Source organism: Achromobacter ruhlandii (genome assembly GCF_902859695.1).
GTDB lineage: Bacteria > Pseudomonadota > Gammaproteobacteria > Burkholderiales > Burkholderiaceae_B > Achromobacter > Achromobacter ruhlandii.
This window is the reverse complement of sequence record NZ_CADIJL010000001.1, coordinates 319,176-338,722: the sequence shown is the minus strand read 5'-3', so window position 1 is coordinate 338,722 and position 19,547 is coordinate 319,176. Positions and strand designations below refer to the sequence as shown.

Here is a 19,547-nt window from a genome sequence, read left to right as displayed (position 1 = left end):
GCAATGACAAAAGGCCCCGTTGGGGCCTTTTGTCATTGCAGGACGCGACCGTCAGATGGCCGCGGTGCGGCGTTCCAGCCAGGCCAGCGCTTCGCCCTCGACCAAGGGCGACAGGCGCTCGAACACGGTCTTGTGATAGTCGTTGAGCCACGCGATTTCATCCGCGCGCAGCAGCGACGGCTCGATGCAGCGCGTGTCGATCGGGCACAGCGTCAGCGTCTCGAAACACAGGAACTCGCCCAGCTCGGACGTCAGCCAGGCGCGGTTGGCCACCAGGTTCTCGATGCGCACGCCCCAGCGGCCGGGACGATAGATGCCCGGTTCGTTGGACGTGATCATGCCCGGCTCCATGGCCGTGTGCGGACCGGGAACCGCGCGATACGAGATGACCTGCGGGCCTTCGTGCACGTTCAGGAAGTAGCCCACGCCGTGGCCGGTGCCGTGGCCGTATTCGGCGCCGCCTTCCCAGATCGGGGCGCGCGCGATGGCGTCCAGCATCGGCGACGGCGTGCCGCGCGGGAACGAGGCGCGCGACAGCGCGATCATGCCCTTGAGCACCAGCGTGAAGTCGACCTTCTGGTCGGCGCTGGGCGTGCCCACCGCGACCACGCGGGTGATGTCGGTGGTGCCGCCCAGGTACTGGCCGCCGGAATCGATCAGCAGCAGGCCGTCGCCTTCGATGGTGGCGTGCGACTCGGCCGTGGCGCGGTAGTGCGGCATGGCGCCGTTGGCGTTGAAGCCGGCGATGGTGGCGAAGCTGGGGCAGACGTAGTCCGGCCGGCGCGCGCGGGCGGCGGTGATCTGTTCGTCGATAGTCAGCTCGGTGATGCGCTCGTTGCCCAGCGCGCCCTCGAACCAGGCGAAGAATTCGCACAGCGCCGCCCCGTCCTGCGCCATGGCCTGGCGCACATTGGCCAGTTCAGCGTCGGTCTTGCGTGACTTGAGCAGCGTGGACGGGTTGATGGCCTCGACGCGCGGCACGGCCGGGTCCATCGCGTGGAACACGCCGCAGGTGACGCGGGCCGGGTCGATCAGCAGCTTCTGGTCCAGTTCGAGCGAGGCCAGCGCGTCGGCGGCCTGGGCGTAATCGGCCACTTCGACGCCATCGGCGGCCAGGGTGGCGCGCAGCGCGGCGTCGATCTTGCCGTCAGCCACGAACAGCGTGGCGTGGTCCAGGCCGAGCAGCGCATGGCCGACGAACACCGGGTTGTAGTCGACATCGGCGCCGCGCAGGTTGAAGAGCCAGGCGATGTCGTCGAGCGTGCTGATGAAATGCACGTCGGCGCCATGGGCGCGCATGGCGGCGCGCACCTGGGCCAGCTTGTCGGCGCGCGTGACGCAGGCCTGCGGCGCCACGTGTTCGTAGATCGCGGCCAGCGGCAGGCCGGCGCGGTCGGTCCAGATATCGTCCAGCAGGTCGGCGCGGATCTCCAGCGTGGCGCCGGACGTGGCGGCGGCCACCGACAGCGCGCGGAACGCGGCCAGGCCCAGCACCTGCCCATCGACGCCGATGACATCACCGGCGCGGGTGTTGGCGGCCAGCCAGTCCACATGGCCCGGCGTGGTGGCGACGGCGATCTTCATCAGCTGCACCCCGGTGCCGGCCAGTTGCGCCTCGGCCTGCACCCAGTAGCGGCTGTCGACCCACAGGCCGGCGAAATCGGCGGTCACCACCAGCGTGCCCACCGACCCCGTGAAGCCCGACAGCCAGCGCCGGCCCTGCCAGCGCGCCGGCAGGTATTCGGACAGGTGCGGATCCGAGGACGGCACGATATAGGCGGACAGGCCGCGGCGGCGCATGGCCTGCCGCAGTTGGGCGATACGGGTGTCGGTGCTGGACATGGGTTTCCTTAGCGCAACATGAAGGACATGGCGGCCAGGCTGTTCAGGGTGCGAACGGCGGCCTGCATGCTGTCGGTGGTGAACCGCAGCGTCACGCCGTCCACGCGCTCCAGCGTGGGCCACATGCAGAACAGGTCGGCGAGCGCCGCGCTCTGGGTCTGCAACCGGCATTCTATAGGGGCGGGGATGCGGAACGGAACCGCCTTTCCACCGCTGGGCCGCCCCGAGGTGGAAGCGCCCCCCTGGGGGGCAGCAAGCCCGCCTTGCGGGCGCGGCGTGGGGGTCGTTCCCTTCAAGTTGCGCACGGCGGTCTCCGCGGCGGTGGCGATCGCGCGACGCGAGGCCGCCGGCGACAGCGTCACGCCGCTGCCCTGGCCGTGCGCCACCTTGGTCTGCACCCACTGCGCGCCGGGGAACAGGTCGGTGGTCTCGGCGATGAACACGTCGTCGCCGGTGGCCAGGATGACGGGCACGCCCATTTCACCGGCCAGCGCGCCGTACAGGCCGGCCTCGCCCAGCTCCATGCCATTGATGAAGACGCGCGAGAAAGCGAAGCTGTTGATGGTGTGCGCGAGGATGCCGCGGCCCTGCGAGCGCGAGTGATAGCCGATCATGAAGACGGCGTCGCAGCCCTCTTCCAGGCCGCCCATCATGCCCAGGTAGCGCGGCTTGCCCAGCACCAGGCGGGCGCGTTCGTCGATGCCGTCCGGCAGCAGGTTGCGGAAACCGCCGTGCGAATCGTTGACCAGGATCTCTTCGGCGCCGCCAGCGATGGCGCCCTGCACGGCCGCGTTGGCCTCGGCGGTCATCCAGGCGCGGGCGCGTTCGTATTCGCCGTTGCCGGCGCGCACTTGTTCGGCGTGGAAGACGCCGGCAACGCCTTCGATATCGGTGGAAATCAGGATCTTCATGGGGAGTGCCTTGGTGGGATTCAGAATTCGGTGTCCGCCAGCCATTGGCGCCAGTCGGGCGCGGCATCGCGGATGGCGGCGCGGTGATGGCCGTCGCGGCCCTGCACGCCTTCGGCCCGCCACAGCGCGGCGATGATGGCCTGCTCGCAGGCCTCGGCCGCCGCTTCGAACAGCGGATCGATGCGGGTTTCGTGCAGCATGGCCAGCGCCGGCATCGGCCGCTCGGCCTGTTGCGGCACGGTGTAGGCGGTGGAGAACGCCAGCGCGATGTCGCCGCTGCCATGGCCGAACACCGAGCCGGTGCGGGCCAGGCCGGCGCCGGCGCGCAGCGACAGTCGGCGCAACTGGCGCGCATCCAGCGGCGCGTCGGTGGCCACCAGCAGGATGATGGAGCCCTTCTCCGGCACGATGGCGGCGTTCTCTCCCGCCTGCGCCAGGCCGCGGTCCAATTGGTACGCCAGCCGCCGGCCGAAGGGCCGGCCGGCCACGGTCAGGTTGGGCAGGCGACCGAAATTGGCCAGCACCAGCGCGCCGACGGTGTAGCGCAGGTCAGGCTGGATCGCGGCCACGCGCGAGGCCGAGCCGATGCCGCCCTTGAAGGAAAAGCACGACATGCCACGGCCCGCGCCGACCGCGCCCTGCGCCATGCGCTTGTCCGCGGCGGCCAGCGCCTGGGCGTAGTGCGATTCCTGCACCGCCATGGCCTGGATGTCATTCAGATAGCCGTCATTGCACTCGAACACCAGCGGATTGACCGTCGACATGCCGCGGCCGATCTCGGGCGTGGCCGCCACCGCCGCGCGGATCTGGGCGTTGGCCACGGTGCCCACGCCGAAGGTGTTGGTCAGCGCGATCGGCGTTTCCAGCACGCCCAGTTCCTGCACCTGGACCAGCCCGGTGCTCTTGCCGAAGCCGTTCAGCACCGTGGCGGCGGCCGGCACCTTGTCCAGGAACAGATTGCCGCCGTGCGGCCGCACCACGGTCACGCCGGTCTGCAGCGCGCCGTCGTCCAGCGTGCAGTGGCCGACGCTGATGTCGCCCACGTCGCAGATCGAATCGAGCGGGCCGGCCTCCAGCTTGCCGATGCGGGGTTGGTCCAACGCTTGTTTGTCCATGCTTGTCGCTGCGTGTCGCCACGCTCCAGAATGCAAAATGCCGCCGTCCTGCGTAGCCGTGGCGCACGCCGCGAGGCGGGCGCCCGGACGCGGGCGGCGGCAAGGGGACCGATGACACGCGCCGAGCCCCGAGGGGCGACCGACGCGGTAACCATCGTCCGCTTGGCGGTTACTTGCGATCGATCTTCGGATCGAGCGCGTCGCGCAGGCCGTCGCCCAGCAGGTTGAACGCCAGCACGGTCAGGAAGATCGCCAGCGCCGGGAAGATCGCCACGTGCGGGGCGATCACCATGTCGGCGCGCGCCTCGTTCAGCATCGCGCCCCACTCCGGCGTGGGAGGCGAGGCGCCCATGCCCAGGAACGACAGGCTGGCCGCGGTGATGATCGAGGTGCCGATGCGCATCGTGCCGTACACCACGATCGGCGAGATCGTGCCGGGCAGGATGTGGCGCATGATGATGGTCCAGTCGGATGCGCCCACGCTCTTGACGGCCTCGACGTAGGTCATCTGCTTGATCGACAGCGTGTTGCCGCGCACCAGGCGGGCGAACGCCGGCACGCTGAACACGGCCACGGCCACGATCACGTTGACCATGCTCGAGCCCAGGATCGCGACCACGCCGATGGCCAGCAGCATGCCGGGGAACGCCAGCAGCACGTCGGAGACGCGCATCGTGATGCGCTCCCACCAGCCTTCGTAGTAACCCGCCATCAGGCCCATGAAGGTGCCGACGATGGCGCCCATGGCGACGGACAGGAAGCCGGCGGCCAGCGAGATGCGCGCGCCCATGATGATGCGGCTGAAGATGTCGCGGCCCAGCGAATCCACGCCCAGCCAGTGCGTCCAGGACGGACCGGCGTTGAGCGCGTCGTAGTCGAAGAAGTTCTCCGGGTCGAACGGCACGATCCAGGGGGCCAGGATCGCCACCACGACCAGCAGCAGGACAAAGAGGCCAGCGCCCACGGCCAGCTTCTGCTTCTTGAACTTGCGCCAGAACTCGGTGGCGGGCGTGCGCACGTCGTTCTTGGGCACGGCGGTGGCGACGGTTGCGGCGGGTGTCGTATTGCTCATGGCCGCCTCACTTGTAACGGATGCTGGGATTGATGACGCCGTAGAGCACGTCGACAATCAGGTTGATCAGGATGAATTCGAACGAGAACAGCAGCACCAGGCCCTGGATCACCGGGTAGTCGCGCTGGGTCACGGCATCGACCAGCAGGCGGCCGAGGCCGGGCCAGTTGAACACCGTCTCGACCACGATCGAGCCGCCCAGGAGGAAGCCGAACTGCAGGCCCATCATGGTGACGACCGGAATCAGCGCGTTGCGCAGCGCGTGCTTGATGACCACGCGGCGCTCGCTCAGGCCCTTGGCGCGGGCGGTGCGCACGAAGTCTTCCTGCACCACTTCGACGAAGGAAGCGCGGGTGAAGCGCGCCATCACCGCGGCCACCGCCGCGCCCAGCGTGATGGACGGAAGTATGTAGTGTTTCCAGCTGGAGGCGCCCACGGTCGGCAGCCAGCCCAGGTTCACGGAGAAGATCTGCATCAGCATCATGCCCAGCGCGAACGCGGGGAACGAGATACCGGACACCGCCAGCGTCATGCCCAGGCGATCGGGCCAGCGGTTGCGCCAGACGGCCGACACGATCCCGATGATCATGCCGAAGGTGACGGACCAGGCCATACTGGCGATCGTCAGCCACATGGTGGGCATGAAGCGATCGGCGATTTCGGTCGAGACGGGACGCTTGGTACGCAGCGAGGTACCCAGGTCGCCTTGCAGCATGTGGCTGAAGTAGCGCACGAACTGCTGCGGCAGGGGCAGATCCAGGCCCAGTTCCTTGCGCACCAGTTCGACGGTCTGCTGGTCGGCCTCCTGGCCCGCGGCCAGTCGCGCCGGGTCGCCCGGAAGCATGTGCACAAACAGGAACACGACCACGGCCACCAGCAGCAGCGTGGGGATCATGCCCAAAAGACGTTTGACGATATAGGTCAGCATTGAAATTCCTGCAACATCGGCGGGGACACCGCGTCCCCGCCGTATGTGGCCTTGCAAGGGGCCGAACGGCCCCGTGAGTTACCGCCGCGCGATTACTGCTTCAGGTCGATATCGCCGAACCAGAACGAGGTGTCCGGCTCCACGTACACGCCCGACAGGTTCTTCGACTTGACGTACAGGTTGTTCTGGGTCACCAGGAAGGCCCACGGGGCGTCCTTCCAGATGGTTTCCTGAACGGTCTTGTAGATCTCGGTCTTCTTGGCGCGGTCGGTCGTCGCCAGGGCTTGCTGGATGCCGTCGTCAACCGACTTGTTCGAGTAGTACGACACGTTGTTGAGCACCGGCGGGAACGCGGCGGTGGTCAGCAGCGGGCGCAGGCCCCAGTCGGCTTCGCCGGTCGAGGACGACCAGCCGGCGTAGTACATGCGGACCTTGGCGTCTTCAGGCTTCTGCACCTGTTGCACGCGCTGCACGCGCTGGCCCGATTCCAGCACTTCCACCGACACCTTGATGCCGACTTGCGCCAGTTGCTGCTGCAGGAACTGCACCACCTTCACCGAGGTGCCGTCGTTGTAGGCGGACCAGAGCTGGCTCTCGAAGCCGTTGGGGTAGCCGGCTTCGGCCAGCAGGGCCTTGGCCTTCTTGATGTCGTACGGCCACGGGCCGGTCTTGTGGGCAAAATCCACGCCTTGCGGCACGACGCCGTCGACGACGGTGGCGTAGCCCGAGAAAGCGACCTTGGCCAGGGCGTCCTTGTTGATGGCGTAGTTGATGGCTTCACGCACCTTGACGTTGTCGAACGGCTTTTGCTGCGTGTTCATCGACAGGTAGCGGGCCATGATCGAGTTCTTGTGGTCGACCACGTCCAGCTTGTCGTTCTTGGCCAGCACGGCGGCCTGCTCGAACGGCACCGGGAAAGCGAACTGCGCTTCGCCCGTCTGCACCACGGCGGCGCGGGTGTTGTTGTCGGTGACGGTGCGGAACGTCAGGGTGTCGACCTTCGGGTAGCCCTTCTTCCAGTAGCCGTCGAACTTCTTGACCTTCAGGTATTCAGCGGGCTTCCATTCGACGAATTCGAACGGGCCGGTGCCGACCGGGTGGAAGCCGATTTCCTTGCCGTACTTGGCCAGGGCGGCGGGCGAGATCATCATGGCGGCCGGGTGGGCCAGCGCGTTGATGAAGGCCGAGAACGGCTTCTTCAGGGTGATCTTGACGGTCAGCGGATCGACCACTTCGGTCTTGTCGATGACGCTGAACTGGATGTAGCGCGACAGGCGGTTTTCCGGGTTGGCCGGACGGTCGAAGTTGATCTTGACGGCTTCGGCGTTGAACGGGGTGCCGTCATGGAACTTGACGCCATCGCGCAGCTTGAAGGTATACACCAGGCCGTCTTCGCTGACGGTGTAGTCGGTGGCCAGGACCTTCTGGACCTTCAGGTCCTTGTCGAACTCGAACAGGCCTTCGTAGTAGGCCTTGCCGGCCGCCTGGTTCAGCGTGCTGTTGGTGTTGTACGGGTCGAGCGTTTCCAGCGCGATGGAGACGGCAAACGTCACGTCCTTGGCAGCATGCGCCAGCGGCGAGGTGAGCACGCCGAAGGCCACCGCGGCGGCGGCCATCAGCTTGGTGGGGCGCAGAACTTTCATCATTGCAACTCCTGGTTCCTGTGCGGAATTAGGGGGTTTGGTGGAAGAAAAACAAGTACGACAACTGACTCAATACGCTCCGCCGACCGCGTGGCGGGCGACGAAGTGATCGGTTCCTACCTGCACCAGCGGCTGCACCACCGGCTCGTCGCCGAGCCTGCGGATCGGGCTGGGAATTTCATCGGACAGCAAGGTGCGTTTCATGTGACGGCGCGCCGGATCGGCGATCGGCACGGCGGCCATGAGCTTCTTGGTATAGGGGTGCTGCGGGTTCTCGAAGATGGCCCGGCGCGGACCGATCTCGACAATCTGCCCCAGGTACATGACGGCCACGCGATGGCTGACGCGCTCGACCACGGCCATGTCGTGCGAGATGAACAGGAAAGAAATGCCCATGTCGCGCTGCAGGTCGATCAACAGATTGACGATCTGCGCCTGGATCGACACGTCCAGCGCCGACACCGATTCGTCCGCGATCACGACCTTGGGATTGAGGGCCAGGGCGCGCGCGATACAGATGCGCTGGCGCTGGCCGCCGGAGAATTCGTGCGGGTAGCGTTGCGCCATTTCGGGCGGCAGGCCGACGCGCTCGAGCAGTTCGGCCACGCGCTGCTCGGCCTCTTTGCCCTTGGCCACGCCGTGCACCAGCAGCGGCTCCATGATCGAGAAACCGACCGTGACGCGGGGATCGAGCGAAGCAAAGGGATCCTGGAACACGAACTGGATGTCGCGGCGCAGCGATTGCAGTTCGCCCGTCTTCAGGCGCACGATGTCGCGCCCGCCGAAGCGGATCTCGCCCCCCTGGCTTTCCACCAGGCGCAGCAGCGAACGGCCGGTGGTGGACTTGCCGCAACCGGACTCGCCCACCAGCGACAGCGTCTCGCCGGGATACAGGTCGAAGCTGACCTTCTCGACCGCGTGCACGCGGCGCTGCACGCGGCTCAGGATGCCGCCGCGCAGGTCGAAGCGCGTCACCAGGTTGCGCACGCTCAGGATCGGCTCGCGACGCGCGGCCGGCACTTCCTGGGTGCTGGCCGCGCCGGGTTCGGCCACCGGCTGCGCCTTGCCGTCCACCTGCAGCAGCGGGAAACGCGCCGGCAGGTCGGTGCCCTGCATCGCGCCCAGCTTCGGCACGGCCGACAGCAGCGCCTTGGTGTAGGCGTGCTGGGGCGTGGCGAATACCGACGCCGACGGGCCTTCCTCGACCTTGTCGCCGCGATACATGACCAGCACGCGGTCGGCCACTTCGGCCACCACGCCCATGTCGTGGGTGATGAACACCACGCCCATGTGCATTTCTTCCTGCAACTGGCGGATCAGTTGCAGGATCTGCGCCTGGATCGTGACGTCCAGCGCGGTAGTGGGCTCGTCGGCGATCAGCAGCGCCGGCTTGCAGGCCAGCGCCATGGCGATCATGACGCGCTGGCGCATGCCGCCCGACAACTGGTGCGGGTAGCGGTCCAGCACCGACTTGGCTTCCGGAATGCGCACCTGTTCCAGCATGCGCAGGGCCTCGGCGCGCGCGGCCGCGGCGTCCATGCCCTGGTGCTCGCGGATCGACTCGGCGATCTGGTCGCCGGCCGTGAACACCGGGTTCAGGGACGTCATCGGCTCCTGGAAGATCATGGCCATGTCGGCGCCGCGCACATTGCGCATGGCGCGTTGATTGGCGTTGACCAGGTCGATCACGGCACCGTTGCGCCGGCGCAGGGCCATGCTGCCCTGGGCGATGCGGCCGCCGCCATGTTCCACCAGGCGCATCAGCGCCAGCGACGTCACCGACTTGCCCGACCCCGATTCGCCCACGATGGCCAGGGTCTCGCCCCGGTCCACATGGAACGACAGGTTGCGCACGGCTTCGACCGTGCGCTCCGAACCCACGAAGCGCACCGTCAGGTCGTCGACCTGGACCACGCGGTTATCCGGCAGCGCCAGGCTGTTTGCGCGATCAACCATATCTCTAGTAATCCCCAAAACTGACAAAAACGAAGCCCGCCGCCGCTCAGCGGTAGATGGCGGTGACCGGCTTCTCGCCGACGCGGGCGTAACCGCGGTACATGCCTTCCGTGTTGAACGGCAAGGCCACATTGCCCTGGGCGTCAACGGCCACCAGGCCGCCCTTGCCGCCGATGGTGGGCAGTTTTTCCATCACGACGCGGTCCGCCGCCGTTTCCAGCGAGGCGCCGCAATATTCCATCTGGGCCGCCACGTCATAGGCGGCGACCATGCGGATGAACATCTCGCCCGTGCCCGTCGTGGACACGGCGCAGGTCTTGTTGCTGGCATAGGTGCCGGCGCCGATCAGCGGCGCGTCGCCGACGCGGCCGACCTGCTTGTTGGTGATGCCGCCGGTGGAGGTGGCCGCGGCCAGGTTGCCCTGCGCGTCCACGGCCACGGCGCCCACGGTGCCGAACTTCTTGTCCGCATCCAGCGGATCGGCCGGCGCCGGCTGGCCGCGCGCGACCATGGCCTGGCCGTCGTGGTCCAGCACCGCCGCTTCCGGCGTTTCGCGCTGCACGCGCAGCAATTGCTCGCGGCGCGCCTCGGTGGAGAAATACGAGGGGTCGACAATTTCCAGGCCGGCTTCCTTGGCGAAGGCTTCGGCGCCCTCGCCCACGAACAGCACGTGCTTGCTGGTTTCCATGACCTTGCGCGCGGCGAACACCGGGTTGCGCACGCAGTTGACATTGGCGATGGCGCCCGAACGCAGCGTGGCGCCGTCCATGATGGCGGCGTCCAGTTCATGGGTGCCGGCGCTGGTGAACACGGCGCCATGGCCGGCGTTGAACAGCGGGCAATCTTCCAGGAGGCGCACGGCTTCGGTGACGGCGTCCAGCGCGCTACCGCCACGGGCCAGCACGGCCTGCCCGGCGGTCAGGATGGACTCGAGGGCGCTCAGGTATTCCTGCTCTTTCTCGGGCGACATGGCCGCGCGGGACATCGCGCCGGCGCCACCGTGAATCGCGATCACGGGTTGAATCATCGTTTACCTACTCCATGGATGAGCCACGGCATCACGGACTGGGTCACCCCAGCGGCGGCCGCGACGGAATTCTTGGCCCGATAGGCCACCGCCGCCGAAAGGGCTTCGATCAGGCCCAGCGCGGCGGTTTCGGAATTGGGGATCAGCTGGCGCGTGGACACGGCATACAGCACCACCGACGCGGTCGGCGCCAGCGGCGAGGTGGGCTTGTCGGTCAGCACCAGCACCGGCACGCCGGCCTGCTTGGCGGCGCCGGCCAGGGTGACGGTATCGGCCAGGTAGCGCGGAAAGCCGATCGCGATGACCAGATCCTTGCTGGTCATGCGCGACATCTGGCGGGCGGCGTGCGACACGCCGCCGGGGCCCGCCAGCGATTCGACCGAATGCAGGTGCATGCACAGGCCGCGCTGCAGCATGCCGGCCAGGAAACCGCTGGCGCCGAAACCGATGATGAAGACGCGGTCGGCGGCCAGGATGGCGTCGACCGCCTGTTCACAGGCGGTGGCATCCAGGCTCTGCAGGTTGCGCTGGGCGTTGCGGATGTCTTCTTCGAGCGTCGCGGCGAATATCTGCACCGCGCTGGCCGAATGCGCGAGTTCGGTGCGCAATTTTTCGACCGGCTCCAGCGCCGCCTCGAAACCGCGCGCCAGTTCGGCGCGGAATTGCGGGTAACCCGGCAGGTCCAGGGCGCGCGCGAAACGGTTGGCGGTGGCGACCGACACCCCCGCGGCCGTCGCGAATTCGTCGATGGTCATCGTGGCGACGCGGAACTGGTGCGCCAGGACGTACTCGGCCATCTTGTGCTGCGTGCGGCTCAGCGCGGGCTGGGCCCGGGCGATCCGATCAGCGATCGTGAGTGCGGCCTTGGTCATCGAGAATCAGGGGGGAAAACGTAGCGGAGGTTTGTGTAAATCTGTTTACACACAAATTTTAGATAAGAAAATTCATTTTCATACTAAGGGTATACCCGTGAATTTATGTAACAGTGCTTCAAAAGAAACGGGGCCGGTTTGATGTACGCTTGATCCCCGCCTTTCTGCCTCGAATTTCGGACTTTTCACATGCCCCTCTGGACCTGCAAGCCCCACGCCGAGCTGACCCTGGCCGAGCTCTACGCCATCCTGCGCCTGCGCTCGGAAGTCTTCGTGGTGGAACAGGACTGCGTCTTCCTGGATATGGACGGCAAGGACCTGCAGGGACAGACGGAACACCTGATGGCCTGGGAAAACGGCGCGCTGCTGGCCTATTGCCGCCTGCTCGAACCCGCGCTGAACGACGGCCAGGCGGTCATTGGCCGCGTCATCACGGCGCCGGCGGCGCGCGGCACGGGCCTGGGGCACGAGCTGATGCGCCGCGCCAAGGACGAAGTGGCGCGGCTGTGGCCGGGCCAACCGGTCTACCTGGGCGCGCAGGCCAGGCTACGCGCCTATTACGCCGGCCACGGCTTCGTGCCGGTGACCGAGGAATACATCGAAGACGGCATTCCGCACGTCGGCATGCTGCTGCGCGAAGCGGCCTGATCGCCGCGCCCCGGGGCGCCCTGCCCGCCACGCCTGGCGGGCCCTCAATGAAAAACGCCCCTTGCGGGGCGTTATTCATGATGCCTTGGCGGCGGATTACTTGACCGCCGACACATCCATCTTGGCGGCCGTCTTGGACTGGATCTCGTCCACCGTCACGCCAGGGGCCGTTTCCAGCAGCTTCAGGCCGTTGTCGGTGACTTCCATCACGCCCAGGTCGGTGATGATCAGGTCGACCACGCCCACGCCGGTCAGCGGCAGGTTGCATTCGGGCAGCAGCTTGATGTCCTCGGTGCCGTCCTTCTTCTTGGCCACGTGTTCCATCAGCACGACCACGCGGCCGACACCGGCCACCAGGTCCATCGCGCCGCCCATGCCCTTGACCATCTTGCCCGGGATCATCCAGTTGGCCAGGTCGCCCTTCTCGGAGACCTGCATCGCGCCCAGGATGGCCAGGTTGATCTTGCCGCCGCGGATCATCGCGAACGAGTCGGCCGACGAGAAGATCGACGAGCCGGGCAGCGTCGTGACGGTCTGCTTGCCGGCGTTGATCAGGTCGGCGTCGACCTCGGCGTCGGTGGGGAACGGGCCGATGCCCAGCAGGCCGTTTTCGGATTGCAGCCAGACTTCGACGCCCTTGGGCACGTGGTTGGCCACCAGGGTCGGCAGGCCGATACCCAGGTTCACGTAAAAACCGTCTTGCAGCTCGCGCGCGGCGCGCGCCGCCATTTCATCGCGGGACCATGCCATGTCGTGTTCTCCTTAGGCCGGGCGAGTGGTGCGTTGTTCGATGCGCTTTTCCGGATTGGCGTTCAGCACGATCCGGTGCACATAGATGCCGGGCAGGTGGATCTGGTCGGGGTCCAGGCTGCCGGTGTCGACGATCTGCTCGACCTCGACCACCGTGAACTTGCCGGCCATGGCCACGTTCGGGTTGAAGTTGCGCGCGGTCTTGCGGAACACCAGGTTGCCGCTGCGGTCGGCGATATGCGCCTTGACCAGCGACACGTCCGGCACCAGCGAGCGTTCCATCACGTATTGGTGACCGTCGAATTCGCGGATTTCCTTGCCGTCGGCGACGATGGTGCCCACGCCGGTGCGGGTGAAGAAAGCCGGGATGCCCGCGCCGCCGGCGCGCAGCTTCTCGGCCAGCGTGCCCTGGGGCGTGAACTCCAGCTCGAGTTCGCCCGACAGGTACTGGCGCTCGAATTCCTTGTTCTCGCCCACGTACGAGGCAATCATCTTGCGGACCTGGCGGGTGTTCAGCAATTGGCCCAGGCCGAAGCCGTCGACACCCGCGTTATTGCTGATGCACGTGAGATCCTTGACGCCCGAATCGCGCAGCGCGGCGATCAGGGCCTCCGGGATGCCGCAGAGGCCGAAACCGCCCACGGCGATCATCTGGCCGTCCTTGACGATGCCTGCCAGCGCCTCCTGGGCGCTTGCAAAAACCTTGTCCATCGCTCCAACTCCTAGTTAAGGTCGAACTGAAGAGAGTCCGCCCGCCTGCCGGAGCGCATGCCTCGCGAGAGGCCGGCGATCCTGGGAGGACCCTGTTTGTACTTGGGACGCGGCTGCCGGCCTCGCGGCCCGGCGGCATCGCGGCCTGGCCGGATGCCTGCTGGTTCGCGGCGCCGAGGGTGGCGCGCCCTGTCATTCGTATTGTGTTCTGTGCGGGATTTTAACGGCATGGCCGACAAATGCGGGCGCCGTTTCAAACGCCGCATCGAAGTCGGACCGCCACCACCCCCGCGCCTAGGCGGCCGGCTTGAACTGCGTGGCCATTTTCGCCAGCACTTCGGGCGGCCACGGAGCGGACGTATTGGCCACGTAGTCCATCCACACCAGCACATTGCGCCCGCGGGCGTAAGGGCCGCCGTCATCGCCGACTTTCTCGAGCAGCAGCTCGAATTCGGCGCTGGAACGGCCAATGCGCGTCACCTTGTGCGTCACCCGCACCGTCGCCGGATAGGTCAACGGGCGCAGGAAATCACAGGATGCGTGCGCCAGGATGGCGCCGTCGTCGGCCGGCAGTTCAAAGCCCGCGTCGTACAGGATCTGCATGCGCGCCTCTTCCATGAGGCGGAAATACAGGGTGTTGTTGAGATGGTTCAAGGCGTCGGAATCGCCCCAACGCAAAGGCAAATCCACCTGGTGGGTATCGCCCACCGCCAGAATCCGCGCAGACTGTGTGTCCGGGTTCACCAAATACTCCTGATGGCTGAAAGAAATGCGAAGACGTGCAAGGTCTCCGCCTGCAATACAATCGCCGATAATACTTCCAGCCATATATGGAATACATACGGGGAGCTTTGCAATGTCTGAACGCGAGTCGATGGAATATGACGTGGTCGTGGTTGGCGGGGGTCCCGCCGGCCTGGCCACCGCTATCCGTCTGAAGCAGCTGGCCGCTGAAAAGAATCAGGAAATCGGCGTCTGCGTCCTGGAAAAAGGCGCCGAACTGGGCGCCCACATCCTTTCCGGCGCGGTGATGGATCCGCTGGCGCTGACCGAACTGATTCCCGACTGGAAAGACAAGGGCGCCCCGCTGAATGTGCCCGTGACGCAGGACAAATTCCTGTTCCTGTCCGAGAACGGCGCGCGCGCCACTCCCAATTGGCTGCTGCCGCCCTGTTTCCACAATGAAGGCAACTACATCGTCCGCCTGGGCGACGTGGTCAAGTGGCTGGGCGAGCAGGCCGAGGCGCTGGGCGTCGAGATTTTCCCCGGCTTCGCGGCGGTCGAAGTGCTGTACGACGAGAACGGCGCGGTGCGCGGCGTGGCCACCGGCGACATGGGCGTGGCCCGCGACGGCAGCCATACCGCCCACTACCAGCCCGGCATGGAACTGCACGCGCGCTACACGGTGTTCGCCGAAGGCGCGCGCGGCCAGCTCGGCCGCCAGTTGATCGAACGCTACAAGCTCGACGACGGCCGCGACCCGCAGGCCTACGGCATCGGCATCAAGGAAATGTGGGAAGTCGATCCGGCCCAGTCCAAGCCCGGCCTGGTCATCCACACCGCCGGCTGGCCGCTGGATTCCGACACCTACGGCGGCTCGTTCCTCTACCACCTGGACAACAACCTGGTGGCGGTGGGCATGATCGTCGGCCTGGACTACGCCAACCCCTGGCTGTCGCCGTTCGACGAATTCCAGCGCTACAAAACCCATCCGGCCATCCGCGGCACCTTCGAAGGCGGCAAGCGCATCGCCTATGGCGCGCGCGCCATCACGGCGGGCGGCCTGCTGTCGCTGCCCAAGCTGACCTTCCCCGGCGGCGTGCTGGTCGGCTGTGAGGCCGGCTTCCTGAACGCCTCGCGCATCAAGGGCAGCCATGCCGCCATCAAGTCCGGCAAGCTGGCCGCCGAGGCCGCGTTCGACGCGTTGGTGGCCGACCGCCGCCACGACGAACTGGCCGCGTATCCCGAGGCCTTCAAGAGTTCGTGGCTGCACACCGAGCTGAACAAGGCCCGCAACTTCAAGCAGTGGTTCAAGAAGGGCCGCACCGTGGCCACGCTGATGACCGGCATCGAGCAATTGGTGTTCAAGGGCAAGATGCCCTGGACCCTGCGCCACAGCAAGCCGGACCACGCCTGCCTGCAGCCCGCTTCGCAGTGCGCCCGCATCGATTACCCCAAGCCCGACGGCAAGCTGACCTTCGACAAGCTCAGCTCGGTGTTCATCTCCAACACCAACCACGACGAGAACGAGCCCGTCCACCTGACGCTGAAGGATCCCTCGGTGCCGGTGCAGGTCAACCTGGCCAAGTACGGCGGCCCGGAATCGCGCTACTGCCCTGCCGGCGTCTATGAGTTCGTCAAGGACGACCATGGCGAGGACCGCCTGCAGATCAACGCGCAGAACTGCGTGCACTGCAAGACCTGCGACATCAAGGACCCGACCCAGAACATCGTCTGGGTGGCGCCGCAAGGCGGCGAGGGCCCGGTCTACAGCGGCATGTAGCAGGCATCGGCGGCCATGGCTGAACGCGTGCTTTTCATCGGCTGCGGCGATCTCGGCCAACGCGCCGCGCGCCGCCTGCTGGCGCGCGGCGACACGGTCTACGCATTGCGCCGCCGCCCGCCGGCCGACGACGCCAGCGGCATCCGCTGGCTGGCGGGCGACATCAGCCAACCCGATAGCCTGCCGGCGCTGCCGGCTGGCATCACCCGCGTGATCCACGTCGCCACCGCCGGCGCGCGCGATCCCGCCGCCTATCGCGCCGTGTTCGTCGACGGCCTGAACCACGTGCTGGATGCGCTCGACACGCGCCAGGTCGAGCGCATCGTGTTCGTATCGTCCAGCGCGGTGTATGGCGAACATTGCGGCGACTGGGTCGATGAAGACACGCCGCCCGCGCCGCAAGGCTTCAACGGCCGCATCCTGCTCGAGGCGGAAGCGGCGCTGGCCGCGCGCGCGACCCCGCACACCACCCTGCGCTTCGCCGGCCTCTACGGCCCCGGCCGCTTGCAACTGATCGAACGGCTGCGGACGGGCAAGGCCAGCGCGCCGCTTGAACCGCCGCACTGGGCCAACCGCATCCACATCGACGACGCCGCGGCCGCCATCGCGCACGTGGCGCTGCTGCCCGATGCGTTGCCGGTCTACATCGGCTGCGACGACACGCCCCTGCCGCTGCATGAACTCTATGCCGACCTGGCGCGGATGATCGGCGCGCCAGCGCCTGGCGACGGCCCCGCGCCCAAGGGGGTCGGCAGCAAGAAGCTCAGCAACGCCCGTCTGCGGGCCAGCGGCCTGGCGCTGCAATGGCCGGACTCGCGCGCTGGCTATGCCGCGCTGCTGGCGGACACCGCGCAGGCATAGTTCGACCAGGGCCGAATCGTCGCTGGCGCGAGGCGGTGATACTGGCTGTCCCCGATCCAGCCGCGCCGCCCATGTCCACGCCCTTCCCTACCGATCCGCTGCAGGCGGTCACGCACGCCGATCCCTACCCCTATTACGCCGCGCTGGCCCGCGACCGCCCCCTCTACCGGGACACTCGGCTAGGCCTGTGGGTGGCCAGCGATCCAAGGCTGATCCGCGACATCATGCGCCATCCCGCCGCCCGTGTGCGCCCCCTCGCCGAGCCAGTGCCCAAGGGAATCGCCGCGGGTCCCGCCGGCCTGCTGTTCGGCCGCTTCCTGCGGATGAACGATGGTCCGCGGCAGCGCCGCCTCAAGACATTGTTCAGCGGCTTCCTGGCGCAACAGGCGCCGCTGGCCCCCGCGCCCGACTGGCAAAGGCTGGACGTGGACGCACGCTCGGCCAGGGGCATCGACCGCTGCCTGCACGCCGCCCCGGTTTTTGCGCAAGCCTGTGCCATCGGCCTGCCTGGCGCCGTGGCCGCGGAATGCGCACGCGATATCGGCGCGTTCCTCGCAGCCCTGCCGCCCTCCGCCGCCGAGGACCGGACGGCGGCCGGACACGCGGCGGCCGAGCGCCTGCTGGCGCGCCTGCGCGCCCATTTGGACGATCCCGCCGCCAGCCCGGCCTTGCGCGAATTGCGCATCCAGGGCACAGAGGCCGGCCTGGATCCGGTGCTGCTGGCCGCCAACCTGGCGGGCCTGCTGTTCCAGGCCTGCGAAGCCGGCGCCGGCCTGCTGGGCAATGCGCTGCTGCGCGCCGCGCGCCTGGGAGCCGGAGCGGACCTGACGCGGGCGCAGGCCTGGGAAATGGTCGATGCGACGCTGCGGCACGACCCGCCCATCCACAACACCCGCCGCTTCCTGGCCGGCCCGATTGAACTGGACGGCCAGCGCATCGAGGCCGACGAAACCGTGCTGCTGGTGCTGGCCGCGGCCGCCATGGCGCAACCCGACGCGCACTGGACCTTCGGCGCACAGGGCCATGCCTGCCCGGGCCGCGACGCCGCACGGCGCGATGCGGCGGGCGCGCTCGTTCACCTGCTGAAGGCCGGCATCGATGGCGCCGCACTGGCGGCGCGCTTTCGCTACCGCCCCCTGCCCAACGCGCGCATTCCCCAATTTGATTTCACCTAGGAGCCCACGCCATGATCGCCGTGATATTCGAAGTCGAACCCGCCGATGGCAACCCGGCCCCCTATCTGCAGATCGCCGCGGGCCTGATCGATGAACTGAAGACCATTGACGGCTTCCTTTCGGTCGAACGTTTCCAGAGCCTGACGACCCCAGGCAAACTGCTGTCGCTGTCGTTCTGGCGCGACGAGGACGCGGTCAGGCGCTGGCGCTCGCTGGAATCGCATCGCCGCGCCCAGGAGGCGGGACGGGGCGGCGTGTTCGCCAACTATCGCCTACGCGTCGCGCAAGTGCTGCGCGACTATGGCATGCGGGACCGCGACCAGGCGCCGGGCGACAGTCGCGCGCATCATGGCTGACGCCGCGTCTGCCCGTTACCATTGCAGCACCGCCGCTCCCGCCCGCCCCACTGCGCTGCAAGTCGACCTGGCGCGCCTGATCGCGCAGGACATCGTGGCCGCCCGGGCGCGGCCGCGCGCGCGCCATCAGGCCAGGTGGCGCGCCACGGCCTCGACCACCCGGCGCACGTCGTCGCGCGACACGTCCAGGTGCGTCACCATGCGGGTCGGGCCGCCATAGACAGCGCGCATCAGGATGCCGTCGGCCGCCAACGCAGCGGTCAGGGCCTCGCACCGTGCCGGCTCGAACTCCGCGAACACCATGTTGGTGTCCTGGCTCAACACCCGCACGCCGGCGATGGCGCGCAGGCCGTCGGCCAGCAGGCGCGCGTTGGCGTGGTCTTCGGCCAGACGCTCGACGTTATGTTCCAGCGCATACAGGCAGGCCGCCGCCAGCACGCCGGATTGGCGCAGGCCGCCGCCCAGCACCTTGCGCCAGCGGCGCGCGCGGGCGATCAGTTCCTCGCTACCCACCAGCACCGAACCGACCGGCGCGCCCAGGCCCTTGGAAAAGCAGATCGACACCGAATCGAACGGCGCGCACAGTTCGGCCAGCGGCTTGCCACTTGCCACGGCGGCGTTGAACACGCGCGCGCCATCCAGGTGCGTGGCCAGGCCATGGCCGCGGGCCCAGTCGGTCGCCGCGCGCACGTAGTCGGCCGGGATCAGCTTGCCATGGAACGTGTTTTCCAACGCCAGCAGGCGGGTGCGAGCGAAGTGCGGATCCCCTTCGGGCTTCAGCGCCGCCGCCAGCTTTTCCAACGGCAGCGTGCCATCCTCGGCGTGTTCGATGGGTTGAGGCTGGATGCTGCCCAGCACCGCCGCGCCGCCGCCTTCGTACTTGTAGGTATGCGCCTGCTGGCCCACAAGATACTCATCGCCACGCTCGCAGTGCGCCATCAGGCCGGCCAGATTGCTCTGTGTGCCCGACGGAAAGAAAAGCCCGGCGGCCTTGCCGGCACGTTCGGCGACGGCTTGCTGCAGCTGGATGACGGTGGGGTCATCCCCCATCACATCATCGCCCAACGGCGCGCTGACCATGGCCTGCAACATGGCCGGGGACGGCCGGGTGACGGTATCGCTGCGCAAATCGATCATGAAATTTCCTTGGAGGAAAATGGAATCCGTTAATGCACGG

18 protein-coding genes are annotated in these 19,547 nt (G+C 67.4%); 5 read left to right on the top strand and 13 right to left on the bottom strand.

Annotated elements, in window-relative coordinates; translation table 11 throughout:
• Window positions 1–51 precede the first annotated feature (51 nt).
• The 9 genes from HV742_RS01505 to HV742_RS01465 all read right to left on the bottom strand — a co-directional run bounded on the left by HV742_RS01505 (window position 52) and on the right by HV742_RS01465 (window position 11,366).
• Window positions 52–1,842, bottom strand: coding sequence for an aminopeptidase P family protein (locus tag HV742_RS01505; RefSeq protein ID WP_054416796.1), 1,791 nt, complete (start codon window positions 1,840–1,842; stop codon window positions 52–54).
• 8 nt (window positions 1,843–1,850) lie between these two features.
• Window positions 1,851–2,753 (bottom strand): M55 family metallopeptidase, encoded by a 903-nt coding sequence (locus HV742_RS01500; RefSeq protein ID WP_175144329.1) that lies wholly within the window; start codon window positions 2,751–2,753, stop codon window positions 1,851–1,853.
• Window positions 2,754–2,773: 20 nt separating this feature from the next.
• On the bottom strand, window positions 2,774–3,868 hold the full coding sequence (locus HV742_RS01495) for a DmpA family aminopeptidase (protein ID WP_175144328.1): 1,095 nt from the start codon (window positions 3,866–3,868) through the stop codon (window positions 2,774–2,776).
• Window positions 3,869–4,037: 169 nt separating this feature from the next.
• A complete protein-coding gene (gene gsiD / locus HV742_RS01490; protein ID WP_049072230.1) occupies window positions 4,038–4,940 on the bottom strand; it encodes a glutathione ABC transporter permease GsiD in 903 nt (300 codons plus the stop codon).
• 7 nt (window positions 4,941–4,947) lie between these two features.
• The gene (gene gsiC, locus HV742_RS01485; protein WP_049072229.1) at window positions 4,948–5,868 is read right to left on the bottom strand and encodes a glutathione ABC transporter permease GsiC; all 921 of its coding nucleotides are present in this window, start codon (window positions 5,866–5,868) and stop codon (window positions 4,948–4,950) included.
• Window positions 5,869–5,960: 92 nt separating this feature from the next.
• Window positions 5,961–7,514 (bottom strand): glutathione ABC transporter substrate-binding protein GsiB, encoded by a 1,554-nt coding sequence (gsiB, locus tag HV742_RS01480; protein WP_100503952.1) that lies wholly within the window; start codon window positions 7,512–7,514, stop codon window positions 5,961–5,963.
• 66 nt (window positions 7,515–7,580) lie between these two features.
• Complete coding sequence (locus HV742_RS01475) at window positions 7,581–9,467, bottom strand: dipeptide ABC transporter ATP-binding protein (RefSeq protein ID WP_175144327.1); 1,887 nt, start codon at window positions 9,465–9,467, stop codon at window positions 7,581–7,583.
• A gap of 46 nt (window positions 9,468–9,513) precedes the next feature.
• Window positions 9,514–10,494, bottom strand: coding sequence for an isoaspartyl peptidase/L-asparaginase family protein (locus tag HV742_RS01470; protein WP_049072226.1), 981 nt, complete (start codon window positions 10,492–10,494; stop codon window positions 9,514–9,516).
• Window positions 10,491–11,366, bottom strand: coding sequence for a MurR/RpiR family transcriptional regulator (locus HV742_RS01465; RefSeq protein ID WP_049072224.1), 876 nt, complete (start codon window positions 11,364–11,366; stop codon window positions 10,491–10,493). Before HV742_RS01465 ends, HV742_RS01470 begins: the two co-directional genes overlap by 4 nt.
• Window positions 11,367–11,555: 189 nt before the next feature.
• Between HV742_RS01465 and HV742_RS01460 the strand changes: the two genes are divergently transcribed.
• Window positions 11,556–12,014: a GNAT family N-acetyltransferase gene (locus HV742_RS01460; RefSeq protein ID WP_054416789.1), complete on the top strand. Its 459-nt coding sequence runs from the start codon at window positions 11,556–11,558 to the stop codon at window positions 12,012–12,014.
• A 96-nt stretch (window positions 12,015–12,110) separates the two neighbouring features.
• On the opposite strand, the gene HV742_RS01455 is transcribed toward HV742_RS01460, so the two are convergent.
• From HV742_RS01455 to HV742_RS01445, 3 genes are all read right to left on the bottom strand, one after another.
• Window positions 12,111–12,764, bottom strand: a complete 654-nt coding sequence (locus tag HV742_RS01455; protein ID WP_049072221.1) for a CoA transferase subunit B — start codon at window positions 12,762–12,764, stop codon at window positions 12,111–12,113.
• A gap of 12 nt (window positions 12,765–12,776) precedes the next feature.
• Entirely contained in the window at window positions 12,777–13,475 is a 699-nt protein-coding gene (locus tag HV742_RS01450) for a CoA transferase subunit A (protein WP_049072219.1), read from the bottom strand.
• Between the two features lie 294 nt (window positions 13,476–13,769).
• Complete coding sequence (locus tag HV742_RS01445) at window positions 13,770–14,219, bottom strand: acyl-CoA thioesterase (RefSeq protein ID WP_049072218.1); 450 nt, start codon at window positions 14,217–14,219, stop codon at window positions 13,770–13,772.
• Window positions 14,220–14,331: 112 nt separating this feature from the next.
• Between HV742_RS01445 and HV742_RS01440 the strand changes: the two genes are divergently transcribed.
• The 4 genes from HV742_RS01440 (at window position 14,332) to HV742_RS01425 (ending at window position 18,370) form a co-directional block, all read left to right on the top strand.
• Window positions 14,332–15,978 (top strand): electron transfer flavoprotein-ubiquinone oxidoreductase, encoded by a 1,647-nt coding sequence (locus HV742_RS01440; RefSeq protein ID WP_175144326.1) that lies wholly within the window; start codon window positions 14,332–14,334, stop codon window positions 15,976–15,978.
• A 15-nt stretch (window positions 15,979–15,993) separates the two neighbouring features.
• Window positions 15,994–16,839: an NAD-dependent epimerase/dehydratase family protein gene (locus HV742_RS01435; RefSeq protein ID WP_175144325.1), complete on the top strand. Its 846-nt coding sequence runs from the start codon at window positions 15,994–15,996 to the stop codon at window positions 16,837–16,839.
• 71 nt (window positions 16,840–16,910) lie between these two features.
• Window positions 16,911–18,014, top strand: coding sequence for a cytochrome P450 family protein (locus HV742_RS01430; RefSeq protein ID WP_175144324.1), 1,104 nt, complete (start codon window positions 16,911–16,913; stop codon window positions 18,012–18,014).
• An 11-nt stretch (window positions 18,015–18,025) separates the two neighbouring features.
• A complete protein-coding gene (locus HV742_RS01425; RefSeq protein WP_068951548.1) occupies window positions 18,026–18,370 on the top strand; it encodes an antibiotic biosynthesis monooxygenase family protein in 345 nt (114 codons plus the stop codon).
• A 126-nt stretch (window positions 18,371–18,496) separates the two neighbouring features.
• Here HV742_RS01425 and ltaE read toward each other — a convergent pair whose 3' ends face one another.
• Window positions 18,497–19,507: a low-specificity L-threonine aldolase gene (ltaE, locus tag HV742_RS01420; RefSeq protein WP_059269543.1), complete on the bottom strand. Its 1,011-nt coding sequence runs from the start codon at window positions 19,505–19,507 to the stop codon at window positions 18,497–18,499.
• Between the last annotated feature and the right edge of the window lie 40 nt (window positions 19,508–19,547).